This is a genomic window from Caulobacter sp. S45, assembly GCF_009765965.1.
GTDB lineage: Bacteria > Pseudomonadota > Alphaproteobacteria > Caulobacterales > Caulobacteraceae > CAHJWH01.
This window is the reverse complement of the sequence record NZ_LMUL01000014.1, coordinates 2,067,152-2,088,137: the sequence shown is the minus strand read 5'-3', so window position 1 is coordinate 2,088,137 and position 20,986 is coordinate 2,067,152. Positions and strand designations below refer to the sequence as shown.

The 20,986-nt window shown below is 67.7% G+C and carries 22 protein-coding genes and 1 pseudogene; 10 read left to right on the top strand and 13 right to left on the bottom strand.

Annotated features, from left to right (window positions below; all coding sequences use genetic code 11):
- Positions 1 to 5: 5 nt before the first annotated feature.
- Positions 6 to 1,052, top strand: coding sequence for a selenide, water dikinase SelD (gene selD / locus GSQ87_RS16785; RefSeq protein ID WP_158916475.1), 1,047 nt, complete (start codon positions 6 to 8; stop codon positions 1,050 to 1,052).
- 44 nt (positions 1,053 to 1,096) lie between these two features.
- Positions 1,097 to 1,747 carry a glutathione S-transferase gene (locus tag GSQ87_RS16780; protein ID WP_158916474.1) on the top strand — a complete coding sequence of 217 codons (651 nt, stop codon included), beginning with the start codon at positions 1,097 to 1,099 and terminating at the stop codon, positions 1,745 to 1,747.
- Here GSQ87_RS16780 and acs read toward each other — a convergent pair whose 3' ends face one another.
- From acs to GSQ87_RS16765, 3 genes are all read right to left on the bottom strand, one after another.
- On the bottom strand, positions 1,748 to 3,694 hold the full coding sequence (acs, locus tag GSQ87_RS16775) for an acetate--CoA ligase (protein ID WP_158916473.1): 1,947 nt from the start codon (positions 3,692 to 3,694) through the stop codon (positions 1,748 to 1,750).
- A 340-nt stretch (positions 3,695 to 4,034) separates the two neighbouring features.
- Complete coding sequence (locus tag GSQ87_RS16770; protein WP_158916472.1) at positions 4,035 to 4,667, bottom strand: peroxiredoxin; 633 nt, start codon at positions 4,665 to 4,667, stop codon at positions 4,035 to 4,037.
- 116 nt (positions 4,668 to 4,783) lie between these two features.
- A complete protein-coding gene (locus tag GSQ87_RS16765) occupies positions 4,784 to 5,575 on the bottom strand; it encodes a SapC family protein (protein WP_158916471.1) in 792 nt (263 codons plus the stop codon).
- Between the two features lie 258 nt (positions 5,576 to 5,833).
- Here GSQ87_RS16765 and GSQ87_RS16760 point away from each other — a divergent pair, with 258 nt between their 5' ends.
- Together GSQ87_RS16760 and GSQ87_RS16755 are read left to right on the top strand one after the other, a co-directional pair.
- Positions 5,834 to 6,328, top strand: coding sequence for a Fur family transcriptional regulator (locus GSQ87_RS16760; protein ID WP_158916470.1), 495 nt, complete (start codon positions 5,834 to 5,836; stop codon positions 6,326 to 6,328).
- Positions 6,329 to 6,460: 132 nt separating this feature from the next.
- The gene (locus tag GSQ87_RS16755) at positions 6,461 to 7,363 is read left to right on the top strand and encodes a thioesterase family protein (RefSeq protein WP_158916469.1); all 903 of its coding nucleotides are present in this window, start codon (positions 6,461 to 6,463) and stop codon (positions 7,361 to 7,363) included.
- 17 nt (positions 7,364 to 7,380) lie between these two features.
- Here the strand turns inward: GSQ87_RS16755 and GSQ87_RS16750 are convergent, their stop codons facing one another.
- Both GSQ87_RS16750 and GSQ87_RS16745 read right to left on the bottom strand, forming a co-directional pair.
- On the bottom strand, positions 7,381 to 8,262 hold the full coding sequence (locus tag GSQ87_RS16750; protein WP_158916468.1) for a methylated-DNA--[protein]-cysteine S-methyltransferase: 882 nt from the start codon (positions 8,260 to 8,262) through the stop codon (positions 7,381 to 7,383).
- A gap of 64 nt (positions 8,263 to 8,326) precedes the next feature.
- Positions 8,327 to 8,812: a DUF2244 domain-containing protein gene (locus tag GSQ87_RS16745; protein WP_158916467.1), complete on the bottom strand. Its 486-nt coding sequence runs from the start codon at positions 8,810 to 8,812 to the stop codon at positions 8,327 to 8,329.
- A 46-nt stretch (positions 8,813 to 8,858) separates the two neighbouring features.
- On the opposite strand from GSQ87_RS16745, the gene nth reads away from it, so the two are divergent.
- Positions 8,859 to 9,581 (top strand): endonuclease III, encoded by a 723-nt coding sequence (gene nth, locus GSQ87_RS16740; protein ID WP_158917811.1) that lies wholly within the window; start codon positions 8,859 to 8,861, stop codon positions 9,579 to 9,581.
- On the opposite strand, the gene GSQ87_RS16735 is transcribed toward nth, so the two are convergent.
- The 3 genes from GSQ87_RS16735 to timA form a co-directional block, all read right to left on the bottom strand.
- Entirely contained in the window at positions 9,578 to 10,135 is a 558-nt protein-coding gene (locus tag GSQ87_RS16735; RefSeq protein WP_158916466.1) for a Smr/MutS family protein, read from the bottom strand. The genes nth and GSQ87_RS16735 overlap by 4 nt on opposite strands.
- Entirely contained in the window at positions 10,104 to 11,156 is a 1,053-nt protein-coding gene (locus GSQ87_RS16730; RefSeq protein WP_254063038.1) for an MltA domain-containing protein, read from the bottom strand. Before GSQ87_RS16730 ends, GSQ87_RS16735 begins: the two co-directional genes overlap by 32 nt.
- A 161-nt stretch (positions 11,157 to 11,317) precedes the next feature.
- Positions 11,318 to 11,926, bottom strand: coding sequence for a TIM44-related membrane protein TimA (gene timA / locus GSQ87_RS16725; protein WP_158916464.1), 609 nt, complete (start codon positions 11,924 to 11,926; stop codon positions 11,318 to 11,320).
- Positions 11,927 to 12,117: 191 nt separating this feature from the next.
- On the opposite strand from timA, the gene secB reads away from it, so the two are divergent.
- Positions 12,118 to 12,606 (top strand): protein-export chaperone SecB, encoded by a 489-nt coding sequence (secB, locus tag GSQ87_RS16720; protein ID WP_158916463.1) that lies wholly within the window; start codon positions 12,118 to 12,120, stop codon positions 12,604 to 12,606.
- A 43-nt stretch (positions 12,607 to 12,649) separates the two neighbouring features.
- On the opposite strand, the gene dnaQ is transcribed toward secB, so the two are convergent.
- From dnaQ to GSQ87_RS16695, 5 genes are read right to left on the bottom strand one after another with little or no spacing between them, the layout of a single operon-like run.
- Complete coding sequence (gene dnaQ, locus GSQ87_RS16715; RefSeq protein ID WP_158916462.1) at positions 12,650 to 13,363, bottom strand: DNA polymerase III subunit epsilon; 714 nt, start codon at positions 13,361 to 13,363, stop codon at positions 12,650 to 12,652.
- 40 nt (positions 13,364 to 13,403) lie between these two features.
- Complete coding sequence (coaE, locus tag GSQ87_RS16710; protein ID WP_158916461.1) at positions 13,404 to 14,021, bottom strand: dephospho-CoA kinase; 618 nt, start codon at positions 14,019 to 14,021, stop codon at positions 13,404 to 13,406.
- On the bottom strand, positions 14,018 to 14,878 hold the full coding sequence (aroE, locus tag GSQ87_RS16705; protein ID WP_158916460.1) for a shikimate dehydrogenase: 861 nt from the start codon (positions 14,876 to 14,878) through the stop codon (positions 14,018 to 14,020). The genes coaE and aroE overlap by 4 nt, the downstream gene beginning before the upstream one ends.
- Entirely contained in the window at positions 14,875 to 15,471 is a 597-nt protein-coding gene (locus GSQ87_RS16700) for a Maf family protein (RefSeq protein WP_158916459.1), read from the bottom strand. Before GSQ87_RS16700 ends, aroE begins: the two co-directional genes overlap by 4 nt.
- Complete coding sequence (locus GSQ87_RS16695; RefSeq protein ID WP_158916458.1) at positions 15,468 to 16,319, bottom strand: pyruvate, water dikinase regulatory protein; 852 nt, start codon at positions 16,317 to 16,319, stop codon at positions 15,468 to 15,470. Before GSQ87_RS16695 ends, GSQ87_RS16700 begins: the two co-directional genes overlap by 4 nt.
- Positions 16,320 to 16,842: 523 nt before the next feature.
- Here GSQ87_RS16695 and hemE point away from each other — a divergent pair.
- From hemE to rho, 4 genes and pseudogenes are all read left to right on the top strand, one after another.
- Complete coding sequence (gene hemE / locus GSQ87_RS16690; protein WP_254063037.1) at positions 16,843 to 17,865, top strand: uroporphyrinogen decarboxylase; 1,023 nt, start codon at positions 16,843 to 16,845, stop codon at positions 17,863 to 17,865.
- Positions 17,862 to 18,935: a ferrochelatase gene (gene hemH / locus GSQ87_RS16685; protein WP_158916456.1), complete on the top strand. Its 1,074-nt coding sequence runs from the start codon at positions 17,862 to 17,864 to the stop codon at positions 18,933 to 18,935. Before hemE ends, hemH begins: the two co-directional genes overlap by 4 nt.
- The gene (locus tag GSQ87_RS16680; protein WP_158916455.1) at positions 18,932 to 19,387 is read left to right on the top strand and encodes a CopD family protein; all 456 of its coding nucleotides are present in this window, start codon (positions 18,932 to 18,934) and stop codon (positions 19,385 to 19,387) included. Before hemH ends, GSQ87_RS16680 begins: the two co-directional genes overlap by 4 nt.
- A gap of 221 nt (positions 19,388 to 19,608) precedes the next feature.
- Positions 19,609 to 20,904: pseudogene (rho, locus tag GSQ87_RS16675) on the top strand (transcription termination factor Rho); the annotation flags it as partial.
- Between the last annotated feature and the right edge of the window lie 82 nt (positions 20,905 to 20,986).

The following is a 20,986-nucleotide window of genomic DNA, read 5'->3' as shown; positions in this document are numbered from 1 at the left end:
CCGCCATGACCGAACCTCGTCCGCGCCTGACCGACCTCGCCCACGGGGGCGGATGCGGCTGCAAGCTGTCTCCGGCGGTGCTGCGCGAGATCCTGGCCCGGACCCCGGCGGCCGGGGGTTTCGCCAACCTGATGGTGGGGACCGAGAGCAGCGACGACGCGGCGGTCTGGCGGCTGAACGACAGCCAAGCCCTCATCGCCACCACCGACTTCTTCATGCCGGTGGTCGACGACCCGTTCGAGTTCGGCCGCATCGCCGCGACCAACGCCCTGTCGGACGTCTACGCCATGGGCGGCACGCCGATCCTGGCGCTGGCCATCGTCGGCATGCCGATCGGCAAGATCGCCATCGAGGACGTGCAGGCGATCCTGGCCGGCGGCGCCTCGGTGTGCGCGGCGGCGGGAATCCCCATAGCCGGCGGCCATTCCATCGACAGCGCCGAGCCGATCTACGGCCTGGTGGCGCTGGGCCTGGTGCACCCGGGCCGAGTCAAGCGCAACGTCGGCGCACGGCCGGGCGATGTCCTGATCCTGACCAAGCCGCTGGGGGTCGGCGTCTACAGCGCGGCGCTGAAGCAGCAACGGCTGGACGCGGAGGGCTACGCCGCCATGATCGCCAGCACGACCAAGCTGAACACCGTCGGCCGTGAGCTGTCCGCGCGCGACGACGTCCACGCCCTGACCGACGTCACCGGCTTCGGCCTGCTCGGCCACGGGCTGGAGGTTTGCCGGGGATCGGGCGTGGGCGCGGAGGTTCGCTTCGGCGACGTCCCCCTGCTGCCGGGCGTGGCGGCGCTGGCGCAGGCCGGCGTGCGCACCGGGGCGTCGGGCCGCAACTGGGAGAGCTATGGCGCAGGCGTGCGGCTGCCGGAGGGTTTCGCGACCTGGAAACAGGACCTGCTGACCGACCCCCAGACCAGCGGCGGACTGCTGATCGCCGCCGCGCCGGACACCGCCGGCGAGGTTCTGGCCCTGGTGCACGCAGCGGGTTTCGAGACGGCGGCGGTGATCGGCCGGACAATCGAAGGCGAAGGCGTTACGGTCCTGACCTGAACGACGCCGGGGTCAGCCCGGGGATTTGCAAGGGGGATCGCCAGATGATCCGGGTCCACCATCTCAACAATTCGCGTTCGCAGCGCGTGCTGTGGCTGCTCGAGGAGCTGGAGCTGCCCTACGAGATCGTCGCCTACGCCCGGGACGCCAAGACCATGCTGGCGCCGGACACGCTGAAAGCGGTGCACCCGCTCGGCAAGTCGCCGGTGATCCAGGACGGCGCCCTGACGCTGGCCGAGACCGGCCTGATCGTCGAATACTTGGTCGACTGCTATGGCCAGGGTCGGCTGTCGCCGGAGCGCGGGTCGGGCACCTATTGGCGCTACGCCTACTGGCTGCACTACGCCGAGGGCTCGCTGATGACGCCGCTGATCCTGAAGCTGGTGCTGAATCGGCTGGGCCTGCTCGGGCGACCGGCGCGGGGTTTCGTCGACGCCCAACTGAAGCTGCACTTCGACTATCTCGAAGGCGAGCTGGCCACCTCGCCCTGGTTTGCCGGCCCCGAATTCAGCGCCGCCGATATCATGATGAGCTTTCCGTTGGAGGCGGGATCGTCGCGGGCGGGCGTAGACGCCGTGTCGAAGCCGAACCTGCATGGCTTTCTGGAACGCATCCATGCGCGCCCAGCCTATCAGCGGGCGTTGGAGAAGGGCGGCAAGTACGCCTACGCCCGCCCCTCCCCGGCCGCCGCCTAGTTACTTCACCCGGTTCTTCACCAGCTCTTCCACGACCCCAGGATCGGCCAGGGTGGAGATGTCGCCGAGCTGGTCGGTCTGGTCTTCGGCGATCTTGCGCAGGATACGGCGCATGATCTTGCCGGAGCGGGTCTTGGGCAGGCCGGGCGCCCATTGGATCACGTCCGGCGCGGCGAAGCGGCCGATCTCGCGCCGGACCTCGTCGATCAGTTCGCCCTTCAGGGCGTCTGACGTCGTCTCACCCTGCTTCAGGGTGACGTAGCAGTAGATGCCCTGGCCCTTGATATCGTGCGGGAAGCCGACCACCGCCGCCTCCGCCACCGCCCTGTGCCCGACCAGGGCGGACTCCACCTCGGCGGTGCCGATGCGGTGGCCGGAGACGTTGATCACGTCGTCCACCCGCCCGGTGATCCAGTAGTAACCGTCCGCATCCCGCCGCGCCCCGTCGCCGGAGAAGTACTTGCCCGGATAGGCCTTGAAATAGGTGTCGATGAAGCGCGGATGATCGCCATAGACGGTGCGCATCTGCCCCGGCCAGCTGTCGGAGATGCACAGGTTGCCCTGGGCCTCACCCTCCAGCACCTGGCCGTTGGCGTCCACCAGCTCGGCCACGATCCCCGGCAGCGGCAGGGTGGCGGAACCCGGCTTGAGGTCCACCGCCGCCGCCGTGGGGGATATCATCAACCCGCCAGTCTCGGTCTGCCACCAGGTGTCCACAATCGGGCAGCGTTCGTCGCCCACCACCTTGTGATACCAGCGCCAAGCCTCCGGATTGATCGGCTCGCCAACCGTGCCCAGCACCCGCAGCGAGGTGCGCTTGGTCGCCTTCACCGGAGCGTCGCCGTCGCGCATCAGGGCGCGGATGGCGGTCGGGGCGGTGTAGAAGATGTTGACCTGGTGCTTGTCCACCACCTGCCAGAACCGCGAGGCGTCGGGATAGCTGGGCACGCCCTCGAACATCAGGGTGGTCGCCCCATTGGCCAGCGGGCCGTAGACGATATAGCTGTGGCCGGTCACCCAGCCGACGTCGGCGGTGCACCAGAACACCTCGCCTTCGCGATAGTCGAACACCGTCTCGTGGGTGAAGGCGGCCCAGAACAGATAACCGCCGGTGGTGTGCAGCACGCCCTTGGGCTTACCCGTCGAGCCCGAGGTGTAGAGGATGAACATCGGGTCCTCCGCCCCCATCGGCTCGGGCGGGCAATCGTCGGAAACCTCGGCCGCCTCGGCGTCGTAGGCGTAGTCGCGCCCTTCGGTCATGGCGACCTCCGTCCCCGTATGCCTGATCACCAGCACGGTCTTGACGCCCTTGGCGTGTTCCAGCGCCTTATCGACATTGGCCTTCAGCGCGAACTTGCGCCCGCCGCGCACGCCCTCGTCGGCGGTGATCACCGCCGTCGAGCCGCAGTCCTCGATCCGACCGGCGATGCTCTCGGGCGAGAAGCCGCCGAACACCACCGAGTGCACCGCCCCGATCCGCGTGCAGGCCAGCATGGCGTAGGCGGCCTGGGGGATCATGGGCATGTAGATGGTGACCCGGTCGCCCTTCTTGATCCCGCGCCGCTTGAGCACGTTGGCGAAGCGGCAGACCTGGGCGTGCAGCTCGCGATAGGTGATCGCCTTGGAGACGGAGGGGTCGTCGCCTTCCCAGAGGATGGCGGTCTGGTCGGCCCGCTTGGCCAGATGGCGGTCGATGCAGTTGGCCGAAACGTTCAGCACCCCGTCCTCGAACCAGCGGATATGCAGGTCCGACGCGTCGAAGGAGACGTCCTTGGTCTTGGTGAACGGCTTGATCCAGTCCAGCCGCTTGGCTTGCTCGGCGAAGAAGGCCTGCGGATCGGACGCGGCCTGCGTGCGCATGGCGGCATAGGCCTGCGGGCCAAGCCGGCTGGAGCGGGCCAGCGCCTCTGGAACAGGATAGACTTCCGGCTTGGCGGCGTCGTTCATGGCGTTCCTCCGATATTTTGCGGCGAGCTAAGCGTGCGGGGCGCCGGCAAGCAATCGAAACTCTTGTGACGATCCCTGCGCCTGTCATCCCGGCCACAGCAGAGCGGAGCGCTTGGACCTAGAGCGGCGCGCACGGGCCCCTGGGTCCTGGACCGGCCCCATGGGCCGTCCGGAATGATAGCTGGGGTGAGGCCTGCGGCCGCTCCGGCGCGGGCGAAGCCGGCGTCAACGGCCAGACGGGTCTTGCCGCCGACGTAACGGATCACGCCCTGCGATCGGCAGAACGAGGACGACAAACAGCGCCGCGCCAAGCTGGCTCAGACGCAAGGCTGCCCTGTGGTCAGGCCGGCTGCTTGGTGGTGCGCAGATAGGGCTTGTGGGTGGTCCAGCCGGCGGGGAACAGGGCCTTGGCCTGCTCGTCGCTGATGCTGGGAACAATGATGACATCCTCGCCGTGCTTCCAGTTGGCGGGCGTCGCCACCTTGTGCTTGTCGGTCAGCTGCAACGAGTCGATCACCCGCAGCAGCTCGTCGAAGTTGCGCCCGGTGGAAGCCGGGTAGGTGAGGGTGAGGCGCACCTTGCGGCTCGGGTCGATCACAAAGACCGAGCGCACCGTCAAGGTGTCCGACGCGTTGGGATGGATCATGCCGTAGAGGTTGGAGACCTTGCGGTCGTGGTCGGCCAGCAGCGGGAAGTTCAGCTTCGCGCCCTGCGTCTCCTCGATATCTCTGGCCCAACCCTGGTGGCTGTCGGTGGGATCGACCGACAGGCCGATCACCTTCACGCCCCGCTTGTCGAACTCAGGCTTCAGCTTAGCCACGGTCCCGAGCTCGGTGGTGCAGACCGGGGTGTAGTCCTTGGGGTGGGAGAACAGCACCACCCAGGACGAAGCCGCCCAATCATGGAAGTGAAGCGGCCCTTCGGTGGAGTCCTGGGTGAAGTCGGGAGCCGTGTCCCCAAGCTGAAGCGCCATCGCCCATTCCTCCGTCAAAGACAGTGGAGGGGATATAGACCCCACGTGCGCCCGAAGGAACGCGCGGGGCTGTCAGCTTTCCTGAAGGCAAAGACAGCGGCGCTGGATCGGCCGGGTCAGGCGTGGCCGACCGTGGGGGCCGGACGGGCGGCGGAGCGGCCGATGACCCGCTCCCAGTTGAACATCGAGGTCAGGTGCGCATAGCACTGGCGCAACACGCCGGTGACGTGCAGCTCGCGCAGGTCGGCGTCGGACAGCTTGCCGAGCTTCTCTTCCGAGACCGAGTAGTAGTCCGCCACCAGCACCGGCTCGCCCAGGGTGCCGTCGGGCATGCGCGGCTGGAAATTGGCCTGCTTGATCTCGAACAGGTCCAGTTCGTTGAGCCGGGCCACGAACAGCTCAGAGCGGCGGCGCTCGGTCTCGAACTCGCTGCAGAACTGCACCGCCTGCTCGGCGAAGGGGCTGAGCTTGCCGTCCTTGAACAGCTGAACCTGGCCGCCCTCGGCCAGCATCGGCGCATTGCGATCGATGCAGACCACCAGCTGTTCCTGGTTGTCGTTGTTGGCCAGGACGAAGGGATAGCGGCGCACGAAGGCCGGGATATAGGCGTTGGGATCGAACTGGCCGCTGGCGTCGACGAACACGTTCTCGCCGGCCCGCACCCCCAGGATCGCCATCGGGGCCTTCTGCTCACCCGCGAAGATGATCGGATAGCTGAGCGAGGCCGGGCCGAACTCGCTGACCTGAAGCGGGATGACGTGGGCGCCGGCGGTAAAGGCGAACGGCGCATCCATCGGCGTCAGGCCGAGCGTGCCGTGCGTTTCCGGGTTGAGGGGTTCGGGCTTGCTGTAGAACAGCACGGAGCCGGAGAGCTGGCCTGGCGGGGTTTGAATCTGCTCGATGGCCATGATCGGCTCCACTCGTCGGGATCGCGCCCGTGCGATGAAAGGCGCGGATTTCACGGCGTGTCTATGTCACGATGCGCGCCCAGACAACGGCGGTCGCCCAGGCCGCCGCAACCTGGACGCTTGGTCGCAGCGCTGCCCCGGGGAGCCACGCCGCCGACAGCCAACAAGCCTGCCACCAGTGGGCGGCGCGTAAATCCAATTGGTTCACGACGGCGCCCGGTTTGTGTTTCAGAGCGGAAGCGTTACATCTTACCAGCGATGAACACCTGCGAGCACGACCATGCGTCCGATCGGGGCCTGAGCGGCGGGGCGCTGAGCACCGCCTTGCTCGCGGCCCAGACGCGCTGCGCCGCCGCGGGCGAACGTCTGACCCCACCCCGGCAACGGGTGCTGGAACTGCTGCTGCAGACCGGACAGCCGGCCAAGGCCTACGACCTGATCGCCATCTACGGGGCGAACGGCGTCGCCGCCAAGCCGCCCACCGTCTATCGCGCGCTGGACTTCCTGGTCCGTCAGGGCCTGGCCCACCGGATCGAGAGCCTGAACGCCTACATGGCCTGCCACATGGGCGACCGCACCCACCTGGCCGCCTTCCTGATCTGCACCTGTTGCAACGACACCCTGGAGATCGAGCCCTTCGAACCGGAGCGCACCAAGGCTGCGGCGCATCGGGCGGGCTACGAACTGAGCGATGTGGTGGTGGAAGGCCGCGGCCTGTGCGCGGCCTGCGCCCGAGGCCGGGCGGCGGGCTGATCCGTCGGGCGTGGCCCCAACTTCAACCGCACCCTGACGGAACCCCCATCGCCATCGCCCGCTGCACGGTCTATGCGGGGACCTAGCTGCGGCGTCGAACGAACCGACCCACAGGCGCCGAGGGGAAACGTCATGGAGCGGGGCGAGGCGTTGGAGGTCTGGCGCGGCTGCGTGAACGCCTGGGAGTGCGACGAGCTCGGGCACATGAACATGCGCTTCTATCTCGCCCGCGCCTTCGACGGCCTGGCGGGACTGGCCGCCGCCCTCGGTCAACCGCGCGCCTTCGCCACCGAGGCCGCCGCGACGCTCCAGGTCGTGCGCCAGCATGTGCGTTTCCTCCGCGAAGCCAAGGCGGGCGACTCCCTCTTCATGACCGGCGGGGTGGCCGAAATGCAGGAGGAGGGCGCGCTCGCTCTGCAGGTCCTGCATCACGACGACGGCCGTCCCTGCGCCACGGTCCTGTCGCATCTGCTCCACGCCACGCCTAAGCGGGGACGCGCCTTCTGCTGGCCGGCGCGGGCCCTGGCGGCGGCGGAGAACCTGTCGGTCACGGTTCCCGAATTCGCGGCGCCACGCAACTTCGCGCAGGACGAACCGATCGATCCCACGCTCGCCTGGAGCCAGAGCCTGACCCGCATCGGGCTGGCGCCCGTGGCGGCGCGCGACTGCGACGTGTTCGGCTACATGACGCCCGATGGGGTGCTCGCGCGGGTATCGGACGGCATGAACCAGCTGACCGCGCCGCTCTATGCGGAAATCGCGGCTGCCGAGCCCGAACGCCGGCTGGGGACCGCGGCGCTGGAATACCGGATCGATCATCTGGGCCGCCCCCGCGCGGGCGACCTGGTGGACGTTCGCTCACGCGTCACGGCCTTGGCGGAAAAGGTGATCCTATTGGAGCACTGGCTGTGCGACCCGGTGGAACGTCGGGTCTGGGCGCGGGCCAAAGGGGTCTGCGCCAACTTCGACCTCGACACCCGCCGGGCGGCGCCGATCCCCGAAGCGGTGCGGAGCCGTTTTGCGCTTACGGCCTAAGGGATCGGAGCGGCCGGCTAGCCCTGCGAACCCGTATAGCGGCGTACCGCTTCGGACCCCAGCATGGCGGCCTTGCGCGACAGGCCCCAGTAATAGCCGGTCAACCGCCCATCGGCGCCGATCGCCCGGTGGCAGGGGATCAGGTAGGAGATCGGATTGGCCCCGATGGCCGCGCCGGTAGCCCGATAGGCGCCGGGTTTCCCGGCCAGGGCGGCGATCTGGCCGTAGGTGGCGGTGCGGCCCTCTGGAATCCGTAGCAGAGCCTTCCAGACCTGGACGTGGAATGGCGGACCCATCAGCGCCATCGGCGGGGTCTCGTCGGCGGCGAAGATGCGGCGGGCGTAGTCCAGGGCGACGGCGTCGTCGCGCAGCCACTCCGCCGCCGGCCAGCGCCGATGCATGTCCTCCAGCCCCGTGTCGTCCGCATCGTCGACGAAGCCGAGCCCGCACAGGCCCTTCGGCGCCACCACGACCAGCGCGCGCCCGAAAGACGAGGGGCCGTAACCGTAGCGGAGCGTCACGCCCTCACCTCGCCGCCGCGCCTGACCCGGCGTGACGCCTTCCTGGGCCACGAACAGATCGTGCAGCCGCGAAGGCCCCGACAGGCCAACGTCCAGGGCCGCATCCAGCACGCTGTCGCCATCGGCCAGACGCGCGCTGGCCTCCGCATGGGCCAGGGCGGCGACGAAGGTCTTGGGGCTGACTCCGGCCCAGCGGGTGAAGATCCGTTGGAAATGATGCGGCGACAGGCCGACAGCCGCCGCCGTCTGGTCCAGGGAGGGCCGTTCGCGCCAGTGCAGGGCGAGCCAGGCCAGCGCCGTGTCCATCCGCGCAAAGTCCTCGGCACGGCCTTGCAGGAGGTCGTCGACGGTTGGGACGGGGTCGAGGTCTTGGGCCATGGCGGCGATCCTAGCTTCGAGGCCCGCCTCACGCCGCCCGATTCTTGCGATCAGCGGAAGATGTTCAGACGGGCCAGCGTTCGGCGCGGGCAGACAGGATCGCCCGCTCCAGGGCCGAGCCGAAGTCGGTGCGCTCATTGGGGCTGAGGCTGGCGCCGACGCTGAGCATCCGGTCCGACAGGCGCAGGCGCACGCGTGCCTCATGCTCGCCGGCGTTCTCCACCGAGACGCGGGTGAAGGCGGTGGGCGAGGACCAGACGGTGCGCTCAAGCCCCCGGTCCCGCCGCAACACCCGCACCAGCTCGGCGCTGACCTGCACCCGCTCCACGAAGGCGCCACGGCGGTAGCTGACGCGGAAGGCGATCAGTACGCCGAGGAAATCCAGCCCCAGGAAGATCGGCACGGGAAAGGCCCCGATCAGCAGCAGGAACCCCATGATCAGCAGGTTGTAGGCCGCCAGCACGCCGAGCAGCACGTAGAACCCGCCCTTGGAGAGCGACCGGTTCGGCGTGATCAGCGCGTCCATGTAGAAGCGGGGCGAGGCGGCCATGACAGGGAATATGGACGCGGCGACGCGGGGCCGCCATCCTGAGCGCATGGTCAAAGCGTCCGTCGTGAAATCCCCCGCCGCCCGAGCCCGCAAGCCGACGGCGAGTAAGCGCGCACCAACCCTGAAACCCGCCGAGCGTGCGCGGATCGAAACCATCTTCGCGCGCTTCGCCGAGCTGACCCCCGATCCGCGGGGCGAGCTCGAATACGTCAACCCCTACACCTTCCTGGTGGCGGTGGCCCTGTCGGCCCAGGCCACAGACAAGTCGGTCAACAAGGCCACGGCGCCCCTGTTCGCGGTCGCCGACACCCCGCGCAAGATGCTCGACGTGGGTGTGGAGCGGCTGGAGGGTTTCATCCGCACCATCGGGCTCTACCGCACCAAGGCGAAGAACGTGATCGCCGCCGCCCACATCCTGGTCGACCAGTACGGTGGCGAGGTTCCGCTGGAACGCGTGGCCCTGCAGAGCTTGCCGGGGGTGGGGCGCAAGACCGCCAGCGTGGTGCTGAACCAGCTCGGGATCGAGCCGGCGATCGCGGTGGACACCCACGTGTTCCGCGTGTCCCACCGGCTGGACCTGTCCCAGGCCACCACCCCGGACGGGGTCGAGCGCGAGCTGATGGCCAAGGTTCCGGAGACCTACAAGACCCGCGCCCACCACTGGCTGATCCTGCACGGCCGCTACATCTGCGTGGCGCGGAAACCGAAGTGCCTATCCTGCCCGGTGATCGCCCTATGCCCATCGGCGGCTCTGTTCATAGGCGCCTAACCCTTGCGGCGTTTCAGGGCGACATAGTAGGCGCCTTCGCCGCCGTGATGGCCCCCGGCCGGGGACAGCCCGGCGACCACGGTGCGCAGGAGGGGATCGGACAGCCATTCCGGCGTGCGCCGGCGCAGCACGCCTTGGCCGGCGTAGCCCTTGCCGGTGATGACCAGCACCGAACGCGCGCCTTCCTCCTGCTGGCGGAGCAGGAAGTTGAGCAGCAGCAGCCGCGCCCGATCCTGATCCAGGCCGTGCAGGTCCAGCCGAGCGGCGATCTCGTCGCGACCGCGCACGATGCGCCGTTTGCGGCCCGGTTCGATGGACTGGGGTTCAGTGGGCGTCGGCGGTTTAGGTTTAGCGGGCGCGGCCTTGGCGACCGGCTTCGGAGAAACCGCCTTCTTGCGGAGCTTTCCGGGCGGGGCCGGCGGGCCGGCGGGGGCGGCGGGGATCGCGACGATGGGGGAGGCGGCAGGCTCGGCCGCACGGGTGTCGAAGGGGCGGACGGTGACGGTCACCTCCGTCCACAGATCAACCTCCTCCGGACGCAGGGATCGCTTCATGGCCTCCGTACCCGAGTTCGGTCGATCCGATCGGAATCAACCGCACCAAGGTTAAGGTATGCCTCACACGCCCAGCCTCAAGCCCCGCCATATCGCCTCGGCCGAGATAGAGGTCGGCGCGGGCCTGGCCCTTGATCGCCGATCCCGTATCCAGCGCCAGCACCAGCCGCCGGTAGGTCTTCGGCGCACCCGCCAGGACCGGCGCCACCGCGTCGATCCAGCACAGCTCGCCATAGGCATGGTAGGCCGGGTCCACCGCGACGCTGCGCCCCGCCGTCAACCGCACCCCGGAGGCGCCCGCCGGGTCGGTCCCGTCGTCCACTTGGAGGCTGAAGAAGACGTAGCGGGGGTTCAGGTCCATCACCGACTGGGCGTCGGCGCGATGCTGGCGCAGCCAGGTGCGGATCGAGGTGGCGGACGCCTGCTCGGCTGAAAGCAGCCCACGCCGGACCATGGCCGAGGCCAGGGGGACGAACGGCCTGCCGTTGTCTCCGGCGTAGACCGCGCGCATACGCCGGCCGTCGGGCATATCCAGGATGCCGGACCCCTGTATCTGCAGGAAGAACAGGTCTTCGGGCCGCATATAGGCCAGGGCCTCGACCGGCGGGATCAGCTCGATTCCGGCCCGGTCGGGATAGACCCAACTCTCCCCTTCGTCGCCGACCTGGCGGACCAGCTTGCGGCCCGGGACGTCGCCCTGACCCGACGGCAGGACGGTCATGTCGGCCGGATGAGGGCGTACGGCGGCGGAAAAGTCCGCGTCGGGCGTCGAGCGCGCCGGATATTCGGGCGCGAAGTAGCCGGTCAGGACGCCGCTATGGGCGGCGGGAGCCGGCCGGAAATTGGTTTCGAAAAAGACCCGCGCGCCCTTTTCGTCGACCGCGCCCAACGCACGCGCCCGGCTGCAAGCCGAGCGCATGGCCGGGTCCTGCGACACGATGCAGCCGCTTTGGAAGGCGGCCAAGGCTGCGACGTGGTCTTCCTCCGCCCAACCCGCGAGGTTGGCGAAGGAGGAGATCAATGGGGCGCGAGGCGCGATGGGCGGCCGCAGCGTAGGCGGCGGAACGGCGCTCGGAGGCGCGTATACGGCGTGACGGCCCTCGGTTTCCAGGGTCGGCGCGCAACCTGAAACTACGGCCGCGCCAAGACCCGCGGCGAGAACAACCGCCCAAAGGCGGCGCATCAGGCCTCCGCGGCCTCCACTCGGGCCAGAGTCCAGTTGGGGTCGCGGCTGGCGACCAGACGCTCGAAGGTCCAAAGTTCGGCAGTGCGGCGGTCGTCCACCGCCTCGCCCCGGGCGTCCTTGGTTCGGTTACGCAGTTCCGACAGGAAGCGCACCCGCACCCGCGCCGTGTCCCCGGCCACCGACGCGTCGTCGAGATCGGCGCGTGTGGGCTGTAGGAACTCGACCTGTTCGGTACGGTTGGCGGCGTCGCGGACGATCAAGGCGTTCTCGAACACCTTGTAGACCGTCGAGGAGGTCAGCCGCTTCAACAGGTCGCGGTCGCCGCTGGCATAGGCCTTGACGATCTGCTCGTAGGCCGTGCGCGCGCCTTGCAGGAAACGCTGGGGATCGAAGCTGGGATCGCGCGCCTTCAGGCCCGCCAGGCCCGGAGCCGGGAGGGCGGAAGGTTCCGGCCGCGCGGAAAGGCGCTCGGCGGCAGGGCGCAGGGGCCCGCCCTTGGCGGCGTCCTCCGGCTGGCGGCCCATACGCCGGCCCAGGACCGAGTAGAGCTGGAACAGCACCACGGCGGCCAGAACGGCAAAGATCAATAGCTCGACGACTTGCATGTATCGACCACGGTTGAGACGGTTCGAAGTCTAGCCTCTGAAATGCATATAGGCGCTTAACCGCCCCGCGTCAGTCCTAACCATCCACAACGTTGCGTGTAACGGCGCCTCATGTTAGCGACCCCGTTCCCTAAAAGTCCGACGCCGACGCCCGCCAGGGGCTAGCCAACGGACCAATCCCAGGACCAGCGATGACCGACACGCCCCCCATGCCGGCCCCGGACGGCCCCCAGCCGCAGATCCGCATCCTGGCGCAGTTCATCCGGGACCTGTCGTTCGAAAACCCCAATGCGCCGGACTCCCTGCGCGCCACCGAGACGCCGCCGAACATCGATCTGGGCGTGGAAATGAACGCCAAGGGCCGGCCCGACGGTTTCTACGAGGTCGACCTCAAGCTCACCGCCCGCGCGCTGCGCGCCGACGCCACGGTGTTCCAGATCGAGCTGCTGTACGGCGGCCTGTTCGAACTCAATGGTTTCGCGGAAGACCAGCTCGAGCTGGTGCTGCTGATCGAGTGCCCGCGCTTCCTGTTCCCCTTCGCCCGCCGCATCGTCTCGGACATGACGGCGGAAGGCGGCTTCCCGCCCCTGCATCTGGAGCCGATCGACTTCGGCGCCGTCTACGCCGCCCAGCGCGCCCAAGCCGGCGCCTTGTCCGAACCGACCGTCGGCAACGCCTGACAAATCCGGAATCCTCCTCCCCTGCGCGGCGGGGGAGGAGATCCTAAGCTTCCAGCCCCAACTGCAGCCAGATCGCCTTGTCCTTGAGCTGACCCTGGACGAACTTGAGGTGGGCTTCGCGTTCCGCCGCCGTCGACAGCGGGGCCAACGGTCGGGCGCGGGGCGGATAACCGACAGCTTCGGCCGCGACCGTCGCCGCGCGGGCGGCCTTGCTCGGTCCCAGGTCCAGCGCCCGTTCCTTGCCGCCCTGAAGTTCGAGATAGACCATCGACAACAGGCGGGTGTCGATCAGGGCGCCGTGCTTCTCCCGCTCGGCCAGGGAAATCTTGAAGCGCTTACACAGCGCGTCCAGGGAGTTGTACATCCCCGGAAACCGCTTCTTGGCCAGCTCGTAGGTGCAGGTCCACCGCGCCTCGGGCAGGGCGGGGCGGCCGACCCGCTCCAGCTCCATGTTGACGAAGCCACGGTCGAAGGCGGCGTTGTGCGCCACCAGCTGGGCGCCGGCGACGAAGTCGAGGAATTCCTCGCAGATGACCTTTTCGCCGAACTTGGGCTTGCCGATCAGCGAGGCGCGGGAAATGCCGTGGACCTTCTCCGCCTCCGGCTCGATGTCGCGCTCAGGATCGATGAAGCGGTGGAAATAAGCGCCCGTGGGCAACAGGTCTTCGATCTCGATGCAGGCGATTTCGATCATCCGGTGACCCGAGCGGGGGTCGATGCCGGTGGTTTCGGTGTCCAGGACGATCTCGCGGGCCATGCGACTTAAATGCGGCGCTTCGGGGCCTTCGTCCAGGGCGTCAAAGTTGCGCGCGGGGCGAAGTCCATGCGGGGTCGAGCACCGCCGTCATCACCGCCTTCACCTGCCGCCGCGCGACTTCCAGGCCCTCGCCGGTGTCGATTACGAAATCCGCGCGCGCACGCTTCTCAGCATCCGGAGTCTGGCGCGCCAGCAGCAGGGCGAATTTCTCCGCATCCATCCCCGGCCGCGCCAGCACCCGCGCCACCTGCACCGCTTCCGGCGCGGTGACGACGACCACCGCGTCCACCGACATTTCGCCGCCGGTCTCGAACAGCAAGGGGATGTCGAGGACAGCTACCTCGGCACCGTCCACCTCCGCCTGGGCGAGGAAAGCCGCCCGGCGCGTCGAGAGCAGGGGATGCACGATCCGCTCCAGGCTTTTCAGCGCCTCGGGATCGACCTTCACACGGCCGCTGAGCGCTGCGCGATCCACGATTCCGTCCGACACCGCTTCGGGAAACAGCGAAGCCAGATGCGACGCGCCTTCACCGCCCTTGGCGTAGAGGGCGTGGACCGCTGCGTCCGCGTCGTAGACCGCAGCGCCCGCCTCGGCGAACATCTGGGCCGTGGTGCTCTTGCCCATGCCCATGGACCCGGTGAGGCCGAGGACGATCACCGCCGCTCCGTCTCCCCCAAGGTCTTGAGCGCGAGAGCGCGGACGTCGACGCTCATCGGCGGCGCCACGCCGAACAGGGCCTCGAACGAAGGGATGGCCTGTCCGACCAGCATGGCTAACCCGTCGACGGTGCGAAAACCCCGGGCTTGCGCCTGCTGGAGCAACGGCGTGCGCAGCGGCTTGTAGATCATGTCCATCACCACCGCCTCGGGCGGGACGGCGTCAAACGGCAGATCGAGGCTATCGCCGCCACCGAACCCCGCCGATGTGGCGTTGACGATGGCGCTAGCGCCGCCCAGCGCCTTGGCCAGGTCCTCGATCGGACAGGCGGTCACGCCCTCGAACCCGTCCGCCACCGTTAGCGCGCGCGCGTGGGTGCGGTTGACCAGGCGAACCTCGGCCCCAGCCATGGTCAGGGCCACCACGGCGCCCTTGCCCGCCCCGCCGGCGCCCAGCACCACCACCGGTCCCGCGTCCGGTCGCCAACCCGGCGCCTGCCGCGCGAAAGCCGCCAACAATCCGATCCCATCGGTGTTGCGCGCCTCGATCTCGCCATCCGGGCCAAACAGCAGGAGGTTCGCTGCACCCGCCGCCCTGGCAGCCGTGTCTGCCGTGTCGGCCAAGCGGAGCGCGATCTCCTTGAACGGCAGGGTCACATTCAGGCCCCGCACACCGCTGCGCCGCAGACCGGCGACGAACGTCTCGAACCCGTCGGCGGGCGGTTCGAACGGGGTGTAGACAGCGTCCAGCCCCGCCGCCGCGATCCAGGTGTTGTGGATCAGGGGGCTGAGCGAGTGGCGAACCGGCGCCCCGACCACCCCGGCCACCATGGCGGCCCCGGAAACCATCGTCGTCATGCCGCCGCCAAACCTTCACGTCGAAGCAGGTCCAGCACCGGCAACAGCGGCAGGCCCAGGATGGTGAAATAGTCGCCCTCGATCCGCTCGAACAGCTGGGCGCCCAGACCCTCGAGCCGATAGCCCCCGACACAGGCCTGCGCCATCTCGCCCTCCGCCGTCAGATAGTCCTCCAGGAAGGCGTCGCTGAAGGATCGCACAGCCAGGACGGCTCGCCCCTCGTAGCGCCAGACCACCTGGCCGCCGCGCGCCGCGGCCAGGGCGGCGTGGAGGACATGCTCGCGTCCCCGCAGCTCGCGCAACTGGGCCTGTAGGTCATCCAGCGACACGGGCTTGTCGAACAGCCGCCCGTCCAGGTCCAGGGTCTGGTCCGCGCCCAGCACCAGACCGGATGTGCGGGCGGACACCTCGACCGCCTTGGCCTCGGCCAGAGCGCAGGCGACCTGCAGTGGCGAAGCGCCATCGGTGAGAAGCCGCGTCTTAATTGCGGCTTCGTCCACTCTTGGGCTTTCGGCGTCGAAAGCGACACCGGCGCCCTTCAGGATCGCCTTGCGGGCGGCGCTTTGCGAGGCGAGCGTGAAACCTGTGGTCATGAGGCGCCCCCGCCGCCGGCGACCCGGTTGGCCAGCAGGTTGATCACCGAGGCGGCGGTCTCCTCCACCGAGCGGCGGGTGACGTCGATCACCGGCCAGCCCTGTTTCTCGAACAGGCGACGAGCACGCACGGTCTCCTCGCGCACCGCGTCCACATCGACATAGGAGCTTTCGCGGTCTTCGTTCAGCGAGAGCAGCCGGTTGCGGCGGATTTGGATCAGCCGGTCGGGCGAGACCAGCAGGCCGACGATCAGGGCGCGCTCCAGGCCGAACAGCTTCTCGGGCAGGGGAGAGCCCGGCACCAGCGGCACGTTGGCCGCGCGCACGCCGCGGTGGGCCAGGTAGATGCAGGTGGGGGTCTTGGAGGTGCGGCTGACGCCGACCAGCACCACGTCGGCGGACTGCAGGTCCTGGCCGCCCTGGCCGTCGTCGTGGCCGATAGCGTAGTTCAGCGCCTCGATGCGGTTGAAATAATCGTTGTCCAACGCGTGCTGGACCCCGATCCGGGTGGTCAGCGAAGCGCCCAGATAGCGGCCGAACGCGGCGGTCATCGGGTCGAGCGCCGCCATGCAGGGCGATTCCAGCCGCCGGCAGCCTTCCTCGAGTTCAGTGCGCATCTCACGATCGACGATGGTGTGGACGATCACGCCGGGGGCCGCCTCGACCTCGCGCAGGATGCGCTCCAGCTGGCGGGGCGAACGGATCAGCGGATAGATGTGCTCGATCGGCAGCACGTTGTCGAAGCGCGCGCACACCGCCTTGGTCAGGGCGTTCAGCGTCTCGCCGGTGGAATCCGAGATCAGGTGGACGTGGAAGTAGGTGGCCAGGCGCGGCGGGGGCGAGGTCATGCAAGTCCTAAGAAGGTGTTCACACCAGACAGGCGCCACAGTCGGTCGCAGTCCAAACCTGGGGACCGATTTGTGGATATTGCCCCGCCCACCTGGGGATGGAAACACCCATACCGTCGTCGCGGCGCGGCCCAGCCGGGAGTCGTCCACCGGCGGTGCGCAAAGGCGCCTGTCCAAGCCCTGTTTGTCCCCAGGCGAACGGTTTCGCCTGCCTGGCGAAAAACTGTGGAATGAACCTGGTCGAGATCGTCGCGGATGCGCCGTCACCGATAGGTTAATAGATTGTTAATATTGCTTTTCCATTAAGCGGGAAGCGATCGTGCAGCGTCGGTGCGATACTCCGACAGTGGATCAATTTTGGGGAAAGGCGGCGCGTTCTTTCCCTTCGGACGGCGACTTTCCCATTCGTCCCCCGCCCCTCTAACGTCACTCCCTAAATTCATCTTTCATTAATCAGATTAGGAATAGGCGCCCGGCTTGAGCCTAGCCTCAGGGCAGGCTTTAAGTCGGTATGGACCCGAACGTGGACACCCCCCGATTGCTGCGCACCCTGGCTGGGGAACGGACATCGCGGCCGCCGATCTGGCTGATGCGCCAAGCGGGGCGCTACCTGCCGGAATACCGTGCGCTGAGGGCGACCACGCCGGATTTCATCGCCTTCTGCCTGGACCCGAAAAAAGCGGCGGAGGCGACCCTGCAACCGATGCGACGGTTCCCGCTGGATGGGGCCATCGTGTTCGCCGACATCCTGCTGATCCCGCGTGCGCTGGGACAGGACGTCTGGTTTGAAGCCGGGGAGGGACCGAGGCTTGGCGCCTTGCCGGAGCTTGGCGTCCTGCGCGATCATATCGAACAAGTGGCCGAGGCCCTGTCGCCCGTCGGGGAAACCCTGAGCCGGGTCCGCACCGCGTTGGAGCCTGATCGCGCCCTGCTCGGGTTCGCCGGCGCGCCCTGGACGGTGCTGACCTATATGCTCGAAGGTCGTTCCAGCGACCGCACCGCCGCACGCACAGCCGCCTATGCCGATCCGGAGCGGATCGATGCGTTGCTGAATGTGCTGGTGGAAGCGACCTGGCGGTATCTGGCCATGCAGGCGAAGGCCGGCGCCCAGGTTCTGGTGCTGTTCGAATCCTGGGCGGAAGGTCTGTCGGAAGACCTGTTCCAGCGATTGGTGGTCGAACCGCACCGGCGGCTGATCGACCGGTTGAGGCAGGCCGGGGTGACAACGCCGGTGATCGGCTTTCCTAGGGGCGCCGGCGCCTTGGTGGAAGGCTATGCCCACAGGGTCGATGTCCAGGGCGTGGCGCTGGACACCCAGGCTTCTGCGGAGCTTGGTCAGCGGGTGCAGGCGATGGGGAAGGTGATCCAGGGGGCGCTCGATCCGTTGCTGCTGCGCGCCGGTGGTCCTGCCCTGGATGCACGTGTGGACAGGCTGATGGAACAGTGGGGAGATGGCCCGCACATATTCAACCTCGGCCATGGGGTGCTGCCGGACACCCCGGTGTCGCACGTGGAACAGGTGATCGCGAGGGTGACCGGCCGATGAGCAACCCAGCCGGAACCTTGGGCCAGGGATCGGGGAAGCGTCGCCTTGCGGTGGTGCTGTTCAACCTTGGCGGCCCGGACAGCCTGACGGCGGTTCAGCCCTTCCTGTTCAACCTGTTCAACGATGCGGCCATCATCCCGCTGCCCTGGCCGTTCCGCGGGTTGGTGGCGACGATGATCTCCCGCTCGCGCCGCGAAGAGGCCAGCCACAACTATGCGCACATGGGCGGCGCCTCGCCCCTGCTGCCGGAAACGCAGCGCCAGTCCGAAGCGCTGCAGCAGAAGCTGAACGCAACGCTGGCCGGGTTCGAGACCCGCACCTTCATCGCCATGCGCTACTGGAACCCCTTCACCGAAGAGGCGGCGGGGGAGGTGGCGGCGTTTGCGCCGGACGAGGTGGTGCTATTGCCGCTGTATCCACAGTACTCGACCACCACGACGGGCTCGTCGGTCAAGGCGTGGAGCAAGGCTTACCGGGGATCCGGCCGTATCCGCGAAGTCTGCTGTTTCTTCGACGAGGCGGGGTATGCGTCGGCCTATGCGCGCCAGATTCGACAGACGTTCGAGGCGGCCGGACGTCCCCGCAATCTGCGTCTGCTGTTCTCCGCCCACGGCCTGCCGGAAAAGGTGATCAAGGGTGGCGACCCCTACCAGTGGCAGGTCGAGAAGAGCTGCGAAGCGGTGATGCGCCAGCTCGGCGACGGCTGGGACTGGAGCATCTGCTACCAGAGCCGGGTCGGGCCGATGAGGTGGATCGGTCCTTCGACGCCAGAAGCCATCGAGGCGGCGGCGGCGGAAGGCAAGGGCGTGCTGGTGGTCCCGATCGCTTTCGTCTCCGAACATGTGGAGACCCTGGTCGAGCTGGATCGGGACTACGCCTTGCTGGCCAAGGAGAAGGGGTGTCCAGTCTATCTTCGTGCCCCGGCGCTCGGCGTCGAGCCTGGGTTCATCGAGGGCTTGGCCAGCTTGGTCGGGGGCGCCTTGTTCAAGACCGGTTGCAGGCCTGGGAGTGGGGCGTGCGACCGTGGGCTGTCGAAATGTCCCTACTATCATGCAAGGGCCGCCGCATGAGCTATGACCTGTTCATTGGCCTGCACATCCTGGCGGTGATCGCCTGGATGGCGGGGTTGCTCTACATGCCGCGCCTGTTCGCCTACCACACCCGCGCCACGCCGGGTTCGGAGATGGACACGACCTTCAAGGAGATGGAGGCGAGGCTCTATCGCATCATCATGACCCCCGCCGCGATCGCAGTGTTCGTCCTGGGGGTTTGCCTGATCTGGATCGACGCCCATATACGCGGGGACGGGGTGCGCTTCCTGGCCTCGCCTTGGATGTCGACCAAGCTCACGGGCGTGGTGCTGATGTTCGGCTATCACGGGTTTCTGGGCAAGGCGCGGCGGGATTTCGCCAACAATCGCAACAAGCGATCCGAGCGGTTCTGGCGCCTGTCGAACGAGATTCCCTTCCTGTTGGCGATCATCATGGTGCTGGCTGTGACCACCAAGTTCGGTGGGGGCTGAAACGCCGCTCCTGTCCGATCTTGACCCTGCAACGCCTTTGTGTTGAACGTTATTCCGTACGGCGTGTCGCGTCGTTCCCCCGCCTTTACGACGCCTTCGGCCGCAGCTTTCAGCCGGTCGACAGCACAACCCATAGCGCGCCACGCGCCTGACGGCCTTCCGTGTCGTCTGTCTGTGCAAGAGTTCTATTCATGTCCGATGACGCCATCCTAGACCCGACCCTGGCCGCCCCGGTCGAGTCCCTCAGCGGGCTGCAGCGCATGTCGCTGCAGGAGCTGAAAGATAAGGCCAGCACCGAGCTGGTCGCCTTCGCCGAAAGCCTCGAAATCGAGAACGCCTCGTCCATGCGTAAGCAGGACATGCTGTTCGCCATCCTCAAGGTCCTGGCCGAGGACGGGGTCGAGATCATCGGCAGCGGCGTGCTGGAAGTGGTGCAGGACGGCTTCGGCTTCCTGCGCTCGGCCGAGGCCAACTACCTGCCGGGCCCCGACGACATCTATGTCTCGCCCTCGCAGATCCGCCGCTTTGGCCTGCGCACCGGCGATACCTGCGAGGGTCCGATCCGCGCACCGCGCGAGGGGGAGCGCTATTTCGCGGCCCTGAAGGTCGACACCATCAACTTCGAAAACCCCGAGGCCATCCGCCACAAGGTTCACTTCGACAACCTGACCCCGCTCTATCCCGAGAAGCGGCTGACCATGGAGATCGAAGACCCGACGCTGAAGGACCGCTCGGGCCGGGTGATCGACATCGTCGCGCCGCTCGGCAAGGGCCAGCGCTGCCTGGTCGTCGCCCCGCCGCGCGTCGGTAAGACGGTGATGCTGCAGAACATCGCCCGTTCGATCTCGGCCAACCACCCCGAATGCTATCTGATCGTGCTGCTGATCGACGAGCGCCCGGAAGAAGTCACCGATATGCAGCGCACCGTGAAGGGCGAGGTGATCTCCTCCACCTTCGACGAACCCGCCTCGCGTCACGTGCAGGTCGCCGAAATGGTGATCGAGAAGGCCAAGCGCCTGGTCGAGCACAAGCGCGACGTGGTGATCCTGCTGGACTCCGTCACCCGTCTCGGTCGCGCCTACAACACCGTGGTGCCGTCATCGGGCAAGGTGCTGACCGGCGGCGTCGACGCCAACGCCCTGCAGCGGCCCAAGCGCTTTTTCGGCGCGGCGCGGAATATCGAGGAAGGCGGTTCGCTGACCATCATCGCCACGGCGCTGATCGACACGGGCTCGCGCATGGATGAGGTGATCTTCGAAGAGTTCAAGGGCACCGGTAATTCCGAGATCGTGCTGGACCGCAAGGTCGCCGACAAGCGGGTGTTCCCGGCCATGGACATCCTCAAGTCCGGCACCCGCAAGGAAGAGCTGCTTACCCCGCGCGACGTGCTGGCCAAGACCTATGTCCTGCGCCGCATCCTGAACCCGATGGGTCCGCAAGACGCTATCGAGTTCCTGCTCGACAAGCTGCGCCAGACCAAGAGCAACGCCGAATTCTTCCAATCGATGAACACCTGATCGGACGGAGGCGCCGCCATGGCAGCGTCTCCGTTGTCCGTTCAGCTTGTTTGGGGACGGCGATCTGGAATTATTTGTTTGC